16 protein-coding genes are annotated in these 16,591 nt (G+C 33.7%); 3 read left to right on the forward strand and 13 right to left on the reverse strand.

What is annotated here, in order from left to right; translation table 11 throughout:
• Positions 1–35 precede the first annotated feature (35 nt).
• The 4 genes from CL818_RS12140 to CL818_RS12155 are packed head-to-tail and all read right to left on the reverse strand — an operon-like array spanning position 36 to position 6,522.
• The gene (locus CL818_RS12140; RefSeq protein WP_272973428.1) at positions 36–2,105 is read right to left on the reverse strand and encodes a T9SS type B sorting domain-containing protein; all 2,070 of its coding nucleotides are present in this window, start codon (positions 2,103–2,105) and stop codon (positions 36–38) included.
• 21 nt (positions 2,106–2,126) lie between these two features.
• Positions 2,127–4,748, reverse strand: a complete 2,622-nt coding sequence (locus tag CL818_RS12145) for a T9SS type B sorting domain-containing protein (RefSeq protein WP_272973427.1) — start codon at positions 4,746–4,748, stop codon at positions 2,127–2,129.
• A 32-nt stretch (positions 4,749–4,780) separates the two neighbouring features.
• Positions 4,781–5,617 (reverse strand): ABC transporter permease, encoded by an 837-nt coding sequence (locus CL818_RS12150; RefSeq protein ID WP_219359696.1) that lies wholly within the window; start codon positions 5,615–5,617, stop codon positions 4,781–4,783.
• Between the two features lie 5 nt (positions 5,618–5,622).
• A complete protein-coding gene (locus CL818_RS12155) occupies positions 5,623–6,522 on the reverse strand; it encodes an ABC transporter ATP-binding protein (protein WP_013186971.1) in 900 nt (299 codons plus the stop codon).
• A gap of 188 nt (positions 6,523–6,710) precedes the next feature.
• Between CL818_RS12155 and CL818_RS12160 the strand changes: the two genes are divergently transcribed.
• From CL818_RS12160 to CL818_RS12170, 3 genes are all read left to right on the forward strand, one after another.
• Positions 6,711–7,778, forward strand: a complete 1,068-nt coding sequence (locus tag CL818_RS12160; RefSeq protein ID WP_286973183.1) for a hypothetical protein — start codon at positions 6,711–6,713, stop codon at positions 7,776–7,778.
• 81 nt (positions 7,779–7,859) lie between these two features.
• On the forward strand, positions 7,860–8,693 hold the full coding sequence (gene lgt, locus CL818_RS12165) for a prolipoprotein diacylglyceryl transferase (RefSeq protein WP_286973185.1): 834 nt from the start codon (positions 7,860–7,862) through the stop codon (positions 8,691–8,693).
• Positions 8,693–9,163, forward strand: a complete 471-nt coding sequence (locus CL818_RS12170; RefSeq protein WP_286973187.1) for a DUF192 domain-containing protein — start codon at positions 8,693–8,695, stop codon at positions 9,161–9,163. Before lgt ends, CL818_RS12170 begins: the two co-directional genes overlap by 1 nt.
• Here CL818_RS12170 and CL818_RS12175 read toward each other — a convergent pair.
• From CL818_RS12175 to CL818_RS12215, 9 genes are all read right to left on the reverse strand, one after another.
• Positions 9,149–9,901: a head GIN domain-containing protein gene (locus tag CL818_RS12175; protein ID WP_286973189.1), complete on the reverse strand. Its 753-nt coding sequence runs from the start codon at positions 9,899–9,901 to the stop codon at positions 9,149–9,151. The genes CL818_RS12170 and CL818_RS12175 overlap by 15 nt on opposite strands.
• Positions 9,898–10,998: an acyloxyacyl hydrolase gene (locus CL818_RS12180; protein WP_286973191.1), complete on the reverse strand. Its 1,101-nt coding sequence runs from the start codon at positions 10,996–10,998 to the stop codon at positions 9,898–9,900. The genes CL818_RS12175 and CL818_RS12180 overlap by 4 nt, the downstream gene beginning before the upstream one ends.
• Positions 10,999–11,075: 77 nt before the next feature.
• Positions 11,076–11,849, reverse strand: coding sequence for a head GIN domain-containing protein (locus CL818_RS12185; protein ID WP_286973193.1), 774 nt, complete (start codon positions 11,847–11,849; stop codon positions 11,076–11,078).
• Positions 11,846–12,931, reverse strand: a complete 1,086-nt coding sequence (locus tag CL818_RS12190; RefSeq protein ID WP_336380109.1) for an acyloxyacyl hydrolase — start codon at positions 12,929–12,931, stop codon at positions 11,846–11,848. Before CL818_RS12190 ends, CL818_RS12185 begins: the two co-directional genes overlap by 4 nt.
• A gap of 41 nt (positions 12,932–12,972) precedes the next feature.
• Positions 12,973–14,220 (reverse strand): sulfate adenylyltransferase subunit 1, encoded by a 1,248-nt coding sequence (locus tag CL818_RS12195; protein WP_272973707.1) that lies wholly within the window; start codon positions 14,218–14,220, stop codon positions 12,973–12,975.
• 56 nt (positions 14,221–14,276) lie between these two features.
• A complete protein-coding gene (gene cysD / locus CL818_RS12200; RefSeq protein WP_272973424.1) occupies positions 14,277–15,182 on the reverse strand; it encodes a sulfate adenylyltransferase subunit CysD in 906 nt (301 codons plus the stop codon).
• 9 nt (positions 15,183–15,191) lie between these two features.
• Entirely contained in the window at positions 15,192–15,806 is a 615-nt protein-coding gene (locus tag CL818_RS12205; RefSeq protein ID WP_272973423.1) for a phosphoadenosine phosphosulfate reductase domain-containing protein, read from the reverse strand.
• Positions 15,799–16,074: a DUF2061 domain-containing protein gene (locus CL818_RS12210; protein ID WP_013186960.1), complete on the reverse strand. Its 276-nt coding sequence runs from the start codon at positions 16,072–16,074 to the stop codon at positions 15,799–15,801. The genes CL818_RS12205 and CL818_RS12210 overlap by 8 nt, the downstream gene beginning before the upstream one ends.
• 91 nt (positions 16,075–16,165) lie before the next feature.
• On the reverse strand, positions 16,166–16,576 hold the full coding sequence (locus CL818_RS12215) for an RrF2 family transcriptional regulator (RefSeq protein ID WP_272973422.1): 411 nt from the start codon (positions 16,574–16,576) through the stop codon (positions 16,166–16,168).
• Positions 16,577–16,591: the final 15 nt, after the last annotated feature.

A 16,591-nucleotide genomic window follows, 5' to 3' on the forward strand; every position in this document is an offset into this window, starting at 1 on the left:
TTCTATGCAATTTAACAGGAGATTATAATCATTAATCATCGGGTTAAATACACCCAACCAACTTTAGTATCTGTTTTTTCTGGGTCTAATTGTAGCCAATAAAAATAGGTGCCAACTGGTAAACTCTTTTTACCTATTGAAGGCTGATTGCTAAAGCCGTCCCAATCTGCTGTGCTTTTATTTCCTTTATACACCAGCGTTCCCCAACGGTTATAAATTCTTAGCTCATAGTTTTCGTAGAAATTGTCTAATCCGGCTATCGTAAACGTATCATTGGTTTGGTCTCCATTTGGCGAAAATCCTGTAGGCACATCTATATCGCAGTTTTCTGTAGTAACCCTAAAAGTTTCAATAACAGAGCAATTCTCAAAACTAGGATTAGTAATGTTAACATATACTGTACGTGGTAATGTTTCTGTTTGAAACGTTGGATTAAGACCTATAGCATTTTCTTCCTGTTCTGCATCTTCTAGTGAAGTATAAAAAGACACAACTGCATTGGGATTATCATTCTCTATTTGCATTTGAATTGCACTAAAATTAAAAGCCACACTATTAACATTCTCAAAATCACAACTTGTTACATCTTGTATTGCAACAGGTACTGGTGGCTCCACAACAGACACTTGAAAGCTTGAAGTAATGGCACACGTTGGGTCACTAACAGAAAAAACACTATAGAAAATGGTTTGCAAAGATTCTGTTATTTCGAAATCTGAAGGGTTTAAAATAGCATTAGTAGAAGCTTCAGCATCTTCTAAAGTTAAATAATAAGTTACCTCAACATTGCTTTGATTTCCTATCACATCTATTTCTTGTTGTGTAATATCTAAAAACACGGTTTGTCCTGAATCACATAACTCTACATCTAATGCTTCTGTAACTATTGCAGGTAGCAATAACTCATAAGGTGCTTCATCTATATTATTTAGCTCATTACTTTCTGTAACTGTACCTTCACCAAAACCATTATCATCAACAGATGCAATTACAGTAGCAGTGTTTGGGGTATTTTCAGGAATCATAACAGAAATTGAATATGTTTCACTACCACCAATAGGAATGTTATTTTGGGTTTCAGATGTTGCCACCAACTCATCTTCTATATAAAAAGCAATTGGTGTGAAGGCAGGCAGAACATCTGTACTATTGCTATTAAAAACCGTGTAATTAAGATTCACAACTCTAGAAAAACAGTCTCGACTAATAGTATTTATTGCTATTGTAGCTTCTGGCAGCTGACTGTTTAATACTGTAATAACATTATTAATCATCACAAAATCTTGACCACTAGTAAGAGAAATCTCAGCACTTTGATCCCCTATTTCTATATTGTTCTGCAGGTCATATACATCTATATCCATATTATATAGATCTTGGTTTCCCGTAAAACTATTTGTGCCATTAAAAGCATTTGTACTAGGGTTTAGTGGTGGATTACCTATTACATTTCCATTTATCCTTAAAGATTCATTTACCGCTAAAGCCGAGTCACCTTCCCAAGCTACAAAACCTATTTTTGCACCTTCGTTATCTAAAACATTTAAATTATTAAGTGTTATGGTGAGCTCATCTGGGACACTTTGTAATCCGTCATAAATATTTACTTGATTTAATGGCAATACATCATTTTCATACACCACAACTATTGCCCAACCAGCAAAATTTGTTCCTGAGGAACAGTATGGTCCTATAGCATCAGTAAGATCTAATTGACTTAAAGTATAGTTTCCTGTTCCCGTATTAATTATTTGATCTGATACATCTGCAAATGCAGCAAAAAACTCCCGAGTAGCATCTAGGGAATCACTAAACGTACGTTCTGCAGTTATCTCAATATCGTTAAGCATTACGTTAAAATCACCACTACCAGAACCAGCCCAATATAAGTACGCCGCTATTATTTGAGAAGAATCATTTATTGTTAGAGTTGCAGAAGATTCTGTATTAATAACACAAACACCATTAGCACCATTTTCAAATTGGTTCATGGTATTTCCTATAGCTAAATAGTCATAACGCCCATTAAGTTGCTGCAACAAGGATATATCTTGCGCATTGGACATTAAAGAAACTAATACTAAGAAAGTTAAGATGTACCTCATAGACCAAATTGGTCTATAAAGTTAACGTTTTAGAGTAAAATTAGATCTGTATTGTGTACCATCTTCTAAAATAATTTGAAACCAATAATCTCCGGATGGCATAGGATTACCATTAAAATTACCGTTCCAGGAACCTGTTCCTGCAGCAAAAGATTTTAGCAATTTACCGTAGCGATCAAAAATATTTACTCTGGCATTGGCTTCGCGTTGTCTTGATACACCTACTAGTCTCCACACATCATTAAAACCATCTGCATTAGGCGTAAAGAATGTCATAAAACCTAGAACACCTATATCTAACCGAGCGCTAACACCACAACCATTTTTATCTCTCACAAAGATGTCATAAAAACCTGGTGGCACATTTGTAAATGTTGGGTCATCTTGAAATGGACCACTTTCAGAGTTTAGTGCAAACTCATAGTCTCCTACACTTTCTGTTCCCAAGTTGACCATAATTGTATTTTGCTCACTAAAGTCTGAAATCTCGAACGTGATGTTTTGCGCTTGGTTTGAAGCGGTAATAGTAAATGTTTTTTCATAACTACAACCAGTAATCGTGTTTGTGATTGTAACTGTATGAGTTACCAACTCTGTTGTAGAAATAGAAGGTGTTGTTTCATTACTTGGCTGCCATACAAATGAATAATCTTGTATCTCGGAAACTGGTATACCAGAGTTAAGTTGCACTGGTTCTGGTAAATCTTCTAAACAATAGATTATCTCTTCGTCATCTCCAAACTGAGAAATTGAGAATAGTTCAATTTCAAAACTTGTAGTATCAAAACAGTTTCTGTTATTAGTGTTTTCTACTCTTGCATAAATAGTTTGCAAGCTTTCTGATACTGTATAATTTGTATTAATAGGGTTTAAACCATTTTCTGCATCTGCTTGATTACTGTGGTAGGTCACCAAGAAGTTAGGATTTGTTTGTCCCGTTAAAATCTCTGCATTTTGAGCACCTAAATTATATTGTTCCTGGCCATCATTATCCTCATCACACAAACTTATACCCATAGGCATAGTAGCTTCAGGAGTTTCATAATAGGTAACTTCTGCAACACCAAACAATGGGCAATCGCCATTGTTTAAGTCTATCTCTAATCTGTAATTTTCTGTATAAGGTAAGGTTTCGCCATTATTTGGTCTGGAAATTTGCAAAGTATTATCTGTCTCTCCAGCAATTAAAACATCGTCTTTATACCAGACATAATTAACACCAGGAATATTTTCTGTTACAAGTGTGTAGTTATCACTTTCACATAACTCTAAATGCTCCTCAGTATCATCTGTTGAGGCTGTGTTGTTAATTATATTTACTTTGCTCGTTAAAAAAGACTGTATAAACGGTGGCAGTCCTAGCCTAGCTTCACCTCCTTGAAGGTTAATTGCGCCACCAGACACATCTGTTGCAAAATTTACATCGTTCCCTAATTCTTCAGGGTTATTAATAACCATTAAATTGTTTGAGCCGAATGAAGACACATAAATTTTCCCATTTGGCGCTAATTGCATAGAAAATAAAGAACCACCACCAGAAGGTCCAAACAACTCAACTCTTGAATTCGGAATATTAGAAGCTGTTAAATCCCATTGGTGTAAGGTTGAAAATAATTCTGGTGAGCTCATTGAGGCAAAAAGTCGTTCTGAGTTTGCTGAAAACTCAACTCCATATGCTGAAGCACCTTGATATAACTCCTGATTATTAGAAACTACACCTGTATTTCTATCAAAATCATATAAATACACACCACCATCACCTTCATCTGAAACATTTGGAGGAAAATAAGTAAATGTATTATGCGCAACTGCTATACGGTTTCCATCTGGAGAAGCTTTCATATAACCCAAAGCTGCTCTTCTGTAATTTGATGTTGTAACAGCTGGACCTACTTCTGAAATTACTGGAGTAGTATCCAGACCACTTGAGTCTACCTTAAAAGCGTAAAACTTATTTATAAAATGTGTAATTACCCAAACTTCACCACAAACTGCACCTCTTACAGCAGTGACTTTTTCTGAACATTTAAATTTGGCTTGATTATTAAAATTTGGATTGAAGGTTTCTAACTGAATATTTTTTTCTGAAGCTACAACATCTCCCAATCCATTATTTAAAGACATATCTACTACAGAATATGTAAATCCATTATTAAACCCATCATCTATATTTGGAACACCATCATTTACATCTGTATAATTACCGTCTCCAGTAGGGTTACCATTTTGGAGTGCTGGACCTTGTCCTGGAAATGCAGCTGCGTTGTCGTGATGAGGCTCATCTACAGCAAAAATGTAATAAATACCATCTAAACCTGGATGCGGTACTATTAAGGCACTCGAAGTACTAGAAGGATCTCCTAATAAACCTTGTCCAGTGTTGTAGTCTCCATTAGACATCTTTTGGTGGTTTCTGTTCCATACAGAACGCCCATCAGAATAAAATTGAAGATTTCCATTAACATCTGATATGGTTGAGCACCCTTCGGTGGTTACCAATCTTCCATCTGTTAGTGCACTTGGTGGTGTAGTATTAAATGTAACTCCAGCATTACCACCAAAGTACCAGTTATTTGCCTCACCTTGGGCATGCAGAGTTACCCCTAAAAATAAGGAGCATAAAATTAAGATATATTTTTTCATAGCAAGTTTCCAAATATATCAAATAATTACGTTTATAGGTCTCGCTTTTTAAGTAATCCTAAAGACATCCATACAAATAAGAATATCCAAACAGATACTATAATAATTTGATACCAGTGAATATCATAATCTTTGGTAAACGCTTCTCCTAACTGGTTGGCTGCAGATTGAACTGCTCCTAGTCTCGAGAATGGCTCTTTTATTAGATTAGACATTGCCTCTAAAGGAAAAAACTGAACTATAGACTCTGCTGTGTTTGAACCTTTAAAAACCTGAAATTTCAATAAAGCATAGATAATACTTTCTGCTATCCACCACACGAAAAGAAATCCTAATGCAAAAGCAGAACGCTTAACCAATACGCCTAAAAACATACAAAAAGAAAAGAATGCAGTGAGCTTAAAGAAATATGCCAGTAGGTAATCCATATCTCTTATAATGATGCTAAACTCTGTATAGTCTGAAAAGAAAGTTCCTAAAACAACAGATACCAAGAATACAAATACAGTTGAAATTAAGGCAAACACCAATACTGTATAAAATTTAGACAGCACAAATTCCTTTTTGCTCAACCCATCAATAAGGTTTTGTTTTAAGGTACGGTTACTATACTCATTACTCATCATAGATACAATTACAATTGCTAAAAACAATTTGAGCAATGCAGCTATGTAAGTGTTAAAATGCCATATAAATGGAAAATTGAAAATTCCTTGATCTGCAATTCTAAAATTTACATTTCCGAAATTAAACTCAATTGAAGCTATTAATGCTATAAAGGTGATTAATATAAAATAGATGATACTTAAGACACGTGCACTTTTGCTATATCTTAATTTTTGAAATTCAATATTTAAAAGTCGTAACATGTGGTTTAGCTAATTTGGTTTGTCAATTGTAGGAATTGTTCTTCTAGGCTTTCTTTTCTTTTATTTAAGTGAGATAACACTATACCATTCTCAAAGCATAATTTATTAAACTCAAAAGACTCCATCGGTTCATTTAGGAATGCTATAAGCAATCCTTCTTCTTTCTTTATTGAGCCGAAAGCTGTGTTAGTTTTTAAGAAAGTTTCAAGCTTTGTAGTATCTTCTGCTTTAAGTTCGAAAAATCCGTGACTTGCATTCATTTCATCTACTCGTCCAGAGTAAAGTTTTACGCCTTTTCTAATTATAACCACGTGAGAGCATACTTTTTCAACCTCATCTAATAAATGAGACGCCAGTAAAATGGTAGTGCCCATAGATGCTATTTTTCTTATAATCTCTCGTATTTGATGAATTCCTTGAGGATCTAATCCATTAGTTGGCTCATCTAAAATTAAAATTTCAGGATTATTTAATAACGCAGATGCAATTGCAAGACGTTGTTTCATACCTAAAGAAAAGGTGCTAAACTTACTGTTTTTTCTGTCTAGAAGGCCAACAATTTCAAGCTTCTCATCAATATTTGCGTGCTCTACATTTTTAATCTTACAAACCAGTTCTAAATTTTGTTTTGCAGTCATGTAAGGGTAAAAGTTAGGACGTTCTATAATTGCTCCAACTTTCTTCAAGGCATTATGTGTTGTCATGTTACCATCAAACCACTGAAACTCTCCAGAAGTCTTATTAACAACATTTAGCACGATACCCAAAGTAGTAGATTTTCCGCTTCCGTTTGGGCCTAGTATACCATACACATTACCTTTTTCAATTGTAAAAGATAAATCGTTTACTGCTTTTACAGGTCCAAAATGCTTGGTGAGATTGTTAAGTTTAAGAATTGTTTCCAAAATAATATAGGTTGGTTTAACTGTATGACGTCCTACTTGTTAAATTGTTACAAGTAAGGTTTTAGGTAAAACTACAAGAAATTATAACGCCTCAGCAAAATTATAATAAGAGATTCCGTACAAGATTATTAGCATTAGTTTATTATTTAAGTATTGATATTTAAAAGAATTAATCGTATTATTTCAAGATGGTAGAGGAAAAATTAATGTCTAAGAAAAAGCCTACGTTTCCTATAAACGAAAAGCTACAGGCGTATTTAGAAAAGTATAGCAGAAGCATAAAGATTCCTGTGTTTTATGATGATCTTTTAAGGTTTCAAGGGAGTGTTGTTGTCTATGACCAACACGACGAAGACACCTATTGGGTACGTTGCTATTACGCAGATTATGAACGTGATAGCATAGATGAAAGTTTAAAGAAAATTTACACCATCTTACATTCTGATGGTAGTGACGACTCCTTTCAATATTTAAATATCGATGCTATAGATTATTGTACGTTTGGAAACTCTAAGCCATTTAGAATTAAGATTAGAAATGTTTTAAATGATAGTTTTACATACTTTTATGTAAAGAAGGCAGATGCCTCTAGAATTTACGGGCTAGAGTTTGAACACCTTCTNTCTCCTCATCGAATTACATTTTTAGTNTATAAGGANACCTTAATTGAAGAACACATTGCAGGAATTCCTGGAGATGTTTTTATACAGAATGAGCTTCCGGAATGTGATGATCGCGCAAAAACACAAATTGCAAAACAGTTTGTAAAATTTAATGAGCGCTGCATGATTAGGTTGCTTGGCGATATGAGAAGTTATAATTATGTAATTGTACCAACTCACGATTTTGATCACGTAGAATACCAAATTCGCGCTATAGATTTTGACCAACAATGCTTTGAAGGCAAACTTAAAGTGTATAGACCACAGTTTTTCAAAGAAAATTTCACAATGGTTGAACTGGTGACAGACCATCTTGAAAACACCTCTATAGAGCAATATATTAAGGAAGAACGTTCCCTTATAGCAAAACGAATCATCTTATCTAAAGGCCGCTATAGAGAGCTTATGAGATGTATAAACAGTGATAACATTTCTAACAAAGAACATGTACATAAACTTAGAAAAGAGCTTTTAGATTTCACAAAGGATGTTAAGTTTAAACGNGCAAGATCTATGGGGCAAATATTAAAAACAGCTTTAGAGTTTGTGAAACGCAATTACGAAGATGTAAATATGCGCACTAAAATAAATTAATAGTNTAAGCTAATCTGCTTTTAAAATAGCATCACAGATAATAACGTTATCTTTACCGCTTCAAAAAATAAAACACAATACATGATTGCTTCCCAAATTACCTGGAATCCTTCTGAAGGTATCGACCTTGGTTTCTTCGTTATACGCTACTATAGCTTAATGTTTGTTATTGCCTTTACTATTGGCTGGTACTTAATGAAACGTATATATAACAGAGAAAATGTATCTCAAGAAAAACTAGACTCTATATTTATATATACAGTAATAGCCACCTTAATTGGTGCTCGATTAGGACATGTTTTATTTTACCAAACAGAATTACTTTGGGAAGACCCTTTAGCAGTTATACTACCAATACAAACACAACCTGAGTTTAGCTTTACAGGCTTTAGAGGCTTAGCAAGTCACGGTGCAGCCATTGCGGTAATTATAGCTATGTATTTTTATGCTAAGAACGTTCTTAAAAAACATGTGTTATGGGTGTTAGACCGTATTGTTATGCCTGTAGCAATTGGTGGTGTTTTTGTTAGATTAGGAAACTTCTTTAATTCAGAAATGATNGGTAAGCCAACCAATGGCGATTATGGTGTTATATTTGCTAAGTATGGTGAAACCTTTGCGCGTCATCCAGGTCAACTATATGAAGCAGCTGGCTATGTTATTGTGTTCATCATTCTAATGTTAGTGTATTGGAAAACAGAAAAGCGCAAGCAAACTGGTTTTATCTTTGGTCTCTTTTTAACCTTACTTTGGTCTGTAAGATTTATTGTTGAATATATAAAAGTAGAACAAGTTACAGGTCGTGAAGATTGGGTCTTAGGATTAAANACTGGCCAACTNTTAAGTATACCATTTATAATTGCTGGTATTTATTTTATGTTTTTNTATACNCCTAAACACAAAACTACGGTCTAATGAAGTTTGCATANATATGCNTTTTAAGCTTAGTNNTTATAGCTTGCAAAGATGAGCCAAAACCAAGTATAAGTGTTGAAGAACCACAATTTAAAAAAGAAGCTGAAGCATATTTAGTAAAAGCTACAGGTGATACNCTTACATCTNTAGATCTTGAGNTTGCAGATGATGANTACCAACGCCAAACTGGCTTAATGTANAGAAACTCGATGCAAGACAACCAAGGTATGCTCTTTGTTTTTCCTGATGAACAGTTGCGCAGCTTTTATATGAAGAANACACGNATACCTCTTGATTTACTTTTTCTAGATGAAGACTATAAAATTGTAGATTTTCAGGAAGATGTAAAACCTATGAGTGAAGCTTCATTACCGTCTAAAGTTCCTGCTAAGTTTGTTTTAGAGTTAAATGCAAAACAATCTGAAGCATTACAACTAGAAATTGGAGATTATCTTTTATTGAAAGATTAAACGCCCTGTAAAAAACTCTTCAACCTCAACAATAGGTGGTTGGTTTACAGAAATAACATCTCCTGTACTTCGTATTTCTCCACGTATAGACTGTTGTGGGTTTACAATAAATTTATTTGTACCTCGATGCAGNACACTTAAGTCTTGCACTATAAGATTTGGTGCATCTANACGACCATCGCCGCCATAAAAATTGGCCTGCATAGTATTAACAGTTCCAGACAGAAAGTAGTTTGTAATATTGTTGTTAACAAGTATGACTGTATCAGATTCAAGCTGNAGTATAAAATCGCCATCTGTATTAAATTCATCTTCATTGTTACCATCTTCAGANAACAAGACAAGNTTAGGGTAATCTANAACACCTATNCTTTCTAATGCATAACCACTACCGTTTCTAATACTTACTAAATTTGGAGAGGTTACAATAATTTTAACCTGCTCAAAATCTCTGAAAATATTACAACCATTTTCATTTTCTAAAAACAAAGTATTATCTACAACACTAACTTTTACATCATCAATTAAGTTTTCTCCAGTTTGAATTAAAACCTGTTGTTCTGGCCCGCTTTTCACAAAGACTTTAGTTCTGCTATTAGAAATAAGTTTGTCAAAAAACGGCACTTCGACTATTTGCTCAACAGCATCACCTTCAGACTTAAGACAATCATCTATATTCTTAGGGTTACACCCNAAAACAGTAATTGCTATAATAATTAATAGGAAGTGTTTTTTCATAATCTGTANCCTATTGAAAATTCTGCTGCTTCAGCTTTAGCACCATGAGAGTGTACACTTACACCNGCAAAAATGTGTTTTCCAAATTCACGCTGTAACCCTAATCTATTATAAACTCTGCCTTCAAAATCNTAAGGNTAATAAGCATANTATCCTAATTGAGATATAAATGACACTTTATTAAATGTTAGTAAGTGTCCTACAAAAACACCTACTCTATTGGAGTCTTCATCTCCTTGAACACCTAGTTCTGGATAAGCTACAGATCTAAATTTTATTAAACTTTTAAGCATAGGAGATATAAATACTTCTGCTCCTGCTTGAAATGTACTTTTTCTATTAATCTTTTTATCTGCATAAGCAGAAATAGTGTAATGCATAAATTGGCCTAAACCTATAACATCACTAGAGTTTACACCAGTCCTAAATGCAAGGTTATAATGTATAGGCTCTGTATATTTTTCTTTTTCACCTTGTGGTATGTATTCCGGAAGCTCTTCGTAATCTAAATTGTAATTAGCACCTACATTAAANACCCAAGTATTTGTGCTGTTATTTGGCGCCTTAAGATTAGCGTTTGAATAATGAATTATTGAAAACCCTGCTTGTAGTCCTAAGCCTTTATAAATGTTTTCCTTTTTATAGTTACCCATGATGTAGGTAGAGCTTAAAATAGATGATCCGTAGGCATTATTCCTAAAGTTAGATTCTTGGTCGTACGGGTTTGTGTTATAAGCAGCACCTTGACCAATACGCATCATTAAATGCCTATTAAAAAAATAAAAGTTAAAGTGTGCGTACACACCGTAGCTTTCTCCTAAAAACGTGTTTCCTAAATCTTGATAAATAAATGAGTAACCGTAATCTGGACTGTTATAACGTCTAGACCAATCCTCTAAACCAAATGTTTTAGTGTTATAACTTAAAATAACACCTTTTTGATGCTCTGTAATAAGATGTTGAATATCCGGATTATGCTCTAAGATTGTACCGTAAAAATAATTTACATCAAAAGAATGGTACTTTTTTGGNGTGTCTTGTGCATTTACAAAACTTACACAAAACAACACGATTACTAAAAGATACCTATACTGCATAATTGGGTTTACTCTAACAGTTACGAAGAAACAAAAATTAGGGTTTTAACCAACTGAGATTTCTGTATTTATTTTAACTAGTCTATAAAAATTACACGACCGGTATACAGTTCCTGTATATCCTGAATATCTGGACTATTATAACTATACACATTACCACTACCTCTTAACTCGGCTGTTAAGCTTTCCTGAGGGTTTATGTACATATGATTGCTGCTTACATGTCTTATCGAAACATTTTGAGCTATTAAATCTCTAGCTTCGAGTCTTGGCAACTCATCTGAGAAGCTAACATTTAAATTAGAAGTGGTTCCGTTTAAATAAAATACACTTGANCCGTTTGCGACAATAGAGACATNTTGNGCATTAAGTGTTANATGAAAATCTCCATTCTTACGAAGATCAAATCCTGGTATTACTAAACTTNTTAAACGTAGTGTTGGNTAATTTAATATGCCTTCACTTCTTATTTCATAAGAGGATCCATTTATAATGTCCTCAATATTTGGAGAAGTTACTATGAGTTTGGTAATTCCATAATCTCTAAATAAATTACACCCATTATTATCTCTAGCCACTAAAGTTTCATTATCTAAAAACACCTCAACGTCTGANCTNAGATTTNCTCCTGTTTCTAAAATAACCTGTTGAGANTGCCCNTGTCTTAGCAATAATTGTACACCTTCTTCTATCCTAATTTTATTAAATCCTGCCAGAATAATTTCCTCTTGTNGCAATTGTCCTTCGGTNTGAAAACAATCATTTGCATCTTCAGAACTACAACTATTTAATAAAACAGTTGATGAGCCTAGTATTATAAATGATATTAAGTATTTTACGATCTGCTTCATAATCTATATCCTAAACTAAATTCTAATGCTTCTGCTTTTGCACCGTGAGATTTTACAGAGATAACACCAAATATGTGTTTGCCAAATGTTCGCTTTAAGCCTAACCTGAAATAAACTGGACCTTCAAAATCATATGGGTAATAATAGTAATATCCTGCATGTGTAATTGCAGAATACCGCGCAAATTTTAATTCGTGACCAATAAATACGCCTGCACGTTTATAATCTTCATCTCCTGTTGCTTGGTTTGGAAATGCTATAGATTGGTATTTAATTTCCTCTTCTAAAAATTTAGAAATAAAGAGTTCTGTACCTAAAACCAGCCTACTTTTTCTATTTAAAACTTTATCTACATATGCAGAAAAAATATAAAACGGATAGGTGCCGTGACCAACTTCGTCTCCTTCATTAAATCCGGTTCTAAACGCAAAATTTAGCTTTAGAGGTTCTGTATATTTCTCTTTAACCTTAGGCACAAAGTTTGGCACGTCTTCTTCATTAAACGTATATGTTGCCCCAACATTAAAAGTTAATGAATTTGTGCTTGTATTTGGTGATTTTATTGAAGCATTAGAATAGTGAATTACTGCTATTCCCGATTGTATACCAAAACCGCCCCAAAATGGTTTTGACTTATAATTGAGCATTAAATATGTTGAACTTAATAAATGAGACCCATAAGCTCTATTTCTAAAATTATCTTCTAAATTAAAGGGATTAGTATTATAGGCTATTCCTTGCCCTACCCTAAGCATGAGGTTACGTTTTAAAAAGTAAAAGTTATAATGACCATATACTCCAAAATTATTACCAAGCTCTTCACTTTTCATATCTTGATAAGCAAATGAAAATCCCCAATCTGGATAGTTGTAACGTGACTCCCAAGAATTAGCTCCAAAAGTCTTTCTATTATAACTTAATATTACGCCTGTAGGATGACCTTTTATAAGATGACTTATATCTTTATTGTGCAGAAGTATTGAGCCATAAAACACATTTGCATCAATCTCATGTACAGGTTTGTCCTGAGAAAAAACGTGGAACCCACAAATAAGAAACACTAAAAGTAAAAGATTTTTCACGTGACAAAAGTAACGCAAAATGATGGTATGTTTAGAAGGAGTTACTCTATAAAACCAACTGCTGCAGTATTATTTGTATGTTGATCTATTAATATAAACGCACCATTTTGTTTGTGTTCTGTGTAAGCATCACTATAAATAGGCTTATTTAACTGAAGACTAACTGAAGCTAAATCATTCATTTTTAAAGATTTCACTGTATTATCTTGGCCAGAAAAATCTGGTTCAATTTTATGGTTTATTTGTTTCACCTTAGCAAGTACTTTATTTACACCATGTTGTAACACATACTTAGAACCTTCTTGTAATGTATTGGCATCCATCCAAGAAAGTGTTGCGCTTAACTGCTTTTCAACCTTCGGCGCTTTATTTACTTTTACTAACATATCTCCTCGACTAATATTAATATCGTCCAGAAGTGTTATAGAAACAGATGCTCCAGATAAAGCCTCTTCATATTGAGTATCATATTGATTTATGCCTTCTATTTTAGAAATTGTTCCTGAAGGCATGACCATAACAGAATCTCCTACCCTAAAAGATCCACCTTTTACTTTTCCTGCATAACCTCTATAATCATGATAGGCTTCTGTTTTTGGTCTAATAACGTACTGAACTGGAAAACGAGGTTGAACATGAGAACCTTCATTATTAGGCTGTAATTTCTCTAAGGCATTTAAAACAGTTTCACCTTTATACCAAGACATAGCCTCTGAAGGTTTAGCGACATTATCTCCTTTTAAAGCACTTATAGGCACAAAATTAATTTGCTGACTTTTAAAACTACTTTTCTCAATTATATCATTAAAAGATTGTTTAATCTCTGTAAAAACAGACTCAGAATAATTTACTAAATCCATTTTATTAACTGCTACAATAACATTAGAAACCCTAAGTAAATTATTAATGAAGAAATGCCTGTATGTTTGTTCACTCACACCATGTCTAGCATCTATAAGTATTATTGAAGCTTGAGAAGTAGAAGCACCAGTAACCATATTTCTAGTATACTCAATATGTCCAGGTGTATCTGCTATAATGTAACTTCGGTTTTCTGTTGAAAAATAAATATGAGCAACATCTATAGTAATACCTTGTTCTCGTTCTGCAACCAAACCATCTGTAGCAAGAGAGAAGTCTAAATAATCGTAACCATTTGTTTTACTTTTTTCCTCGATGGCCGCTAGCTTGTCTGTTGTAAGAGATTTTGTGTCGTATAACAACCTACCTATTAACGTACTCTTACCATCATCTACACTTCCTGCTGTTGCTATTTTTAATACATCCATAGTATGTTGGCTCATTACTAATGAGTTTTTCTTTTAAAGTTGATTTGATTTTTTTTTTAGAAGTAACCTTGCTGCTTGCGTTTTTCCATTGCAGCTTCAGAACGTTTATCATCTATTCTAGCGCCACGTTCTGAAATTGTTGACGCTTTTATCTCTTCAATAACAGAAGTTATAGTTGTAGCCTCAGAAGCTACTGCTGCCGTACAGCTCATATCGCCTACAGTTCTAAAGCGAACCATACGTTTCTCTACTGTTTCATCTTTATCTCGAAAAACAACATCATCATCAACAGACCAAATAAGGCCGTCTCTAACAAATGTTTCTCGCATATGTGCAAAGTAAATAGTAGGAATGTCTATTTGTTCTTTAGCTATGTAGTTCCACACATCTAACTCTGTCCAATTTGAAATAGGAAATACACGTACATTTTGACCATGGTCTATCTGTCCATTAAGCATATCAAACACTTCAGGTCTTTGGTTTTTTTCATCCCATTGTCCAAAATCATCTCTCACAGAAAATATACGTTCTTTAGCTCTTGCTTTTTCTTCATCTCGCCTTGCGCCACCAATACATGCATCAAATTTATAGTCATCAATAGCTTCTAAAAGAGTATTGGTTTGCAAGCTGTTTCTACTAGCATAACGGCCTTGTTCTTCTTTTACTTTTCCTGCGTCTATATCATCTTGAACATGCCTTACTATTAGTTCGACACCTAGTTCTTTAACAAGGTTATCTCTAAATGTTATGGTCTCTGGGAAGTTATGACCCGTATCTATATGCATTAATGGAAATGGAATTTTCCCAGGATAAAATGCTTTTTGAGCTAATCTTACTAAAGTAATACTGTCTTTACCTCCAGAAAACAACAGTACAGGTTTTTCAAACTGCGCAACCACTTCTCTAAAAATATAAATGGCTTCGTTTTCTAAAGGGTTTATTTGCGATGTATCTTTTATCATCTCTTAAAATTATTTATGAAGACCACATTCTCTATTTTCCAAAACCTTTGTAGGATCGTAATAAATGTGTTCATTGGGTAGATTGTGAAGATTTAAATAAGTGTCTAAATCTTCATCAGAAGAATTATAAAATGGACTCACTTTTACAATACCATTTGCATCTTGAGACACCATATCTATACTGTCTCTAAATGCTGTTTGACCTTTTCGTAAGTTGGTAAACCAAACATCTGGCTGGTGTTCTTGCATTGCTCTTGTAAAAGGCTCTAGCTTAACTTGCTGCGTAAAAAGCTTATGATTAGGGTCTGAAATATCTGGAATTCCCATAACTATATTTCTATAGCCAACTGTTTGTTTAGGAACATAAAGCTTGATATTTAGGTTTAACCTATTTATTAAATAATCTGCGTGCCTATATGTGTCTGGAGTATTATAACCCGTATCACACCATATAACATTAATATCTGGCTTTACAGTTGTTACAGCATGTAATATAGCAACCTCATATGGTCTAAAATTGGTTGTAATTACTGGGTTTCTTGAGTTACCTATAACGTAAGAAATAATTTCTTCTGTAGTTTTCCCTATTAAAAACTCATTTATTTCTTCAATAGTCTTATTCATTTTTTCCCCATTTTATTTGATTCCACGCACGTTCATGAAAGAAATACAACACCAGTTTAGAGATTAACTCTATGCCTCCTATTGAAAATGCAAGAGCTAATGTTCCTGTAATTATATAGGAAACCACAACCGTAGTTATAGTTCCTAGAGCACGCCAACTAAATGTTTTTAAAATACTTCGTTTTATATTTTCCTTTGGTAAGCTAGAAGCGTTTTCTACTTCATAAACATCTGCTTCTCCTGTTGTATAGTCTACAGTTTGACTCATTTTAATCTATTTTTACTATTACCCTATAGGATTAGTAGAGTATTATGCAAACTTAGTATTTTTATGTAGAACAGAAAACAAATGACTCTCTTTAAACTATTAGGTCTGCTAAAGATTTATTGTTGAAGATATCTAGAGTACTATCTCTAACTTCAATCATGAGTTTATGTACAGAACACGCGTGTTCATCTGGGCAATCATCACATTTTTCATAATAATTTAAGCTTACACAAGGCACCATTGCTATTGGACCTTCTAACACTCTCATTACATTCACCATAGATATATCTTTGGCTTCTTTAAGTAAATAATAACCGCCACCTTTTCCTTTTTTTGAGCTTAGGATGCCGTTTTTCTTTAAGGTAAGTAATATACTTTCTAAAAATTTCTGAGAAATATTTTCTGCTTCAGAAATAGTAGCGATTTGAACTGGCGCCTGATTTTCTTGTTTTGCCAAGTGTGTTAGCGCCTTTATCCCATATTTAGTTTTCTTAGAAAGCATATTACAAAAGTACAC

Origin of the sequence: Croceibacter sp., assembly GCF_002716225.1 — a bacterium.
GTDB lineage: Bacteria > Bacteroidota > Bacteroidia > Flavobacteriales > Flavobacteriaceae > Croceibacter > Croceibacter atlanticus.

Excerpts from the sequence above, each read along its gene's own strand:
- CL818_RS12140 (WP_272973428.1), bottom strand. The coding sequence starts at position 2,105 with ATGAGGTACATCTTAACTTTCTTAGTATTAGTTTCTTTAATGTCCAAT.
- CL818_RS12145 (WP_272973427.1), bottom strand. The coding sequence starts at position 4,748 with ATGAAAAAATATATCTTAATTTTATGCTCCTTATTTTTAGGGGTAACT.
- CL818_RS12150 (WP_219359696.1), bottom strand. The coding sequence starts at position 5,617 with ATGTTACGACTTTTAAATATTGAATTTCAAAAATTAAGATATAGCAAA.
- CL818_RS12195 (WP_272973707.1), bottom strand. The coding sequence starts at position 14,220 with ATGGATGTATTAAAAATAGCAACAGCAGGAAGTGTAGATGATGGTAAG.
- cysD (WP_272973424.1), bottom strand. The coding sequence starts at position 15,182 with ATGATAAAAGATACATCGCAAATAAACCCTTTAGAAAACGAAGCCATT.
- CL818_RS12205 (WP_272973423.1), bottom strand. The coding sequence starts at position 15,806 with ATGAATAAGACTATTGAAGAAATAAATGAGTTTTTAATAGGGAAAACT.
- CL818_RS12210 (WP_013186960.1), bottom strand. The coding sequence starts at position 16,074 with ATGAGTCAAACTGTAGACTATACAACAGGAGAAGCAGATGTTTATGAA.
- CL818_RS12215 (WP_272973422.1), bottom strand. The coding sequence starts at position 16,576 with ATGCTTTCTAAGAAAACTAAATATGGGATAAAGGCGCTAACACACTTG.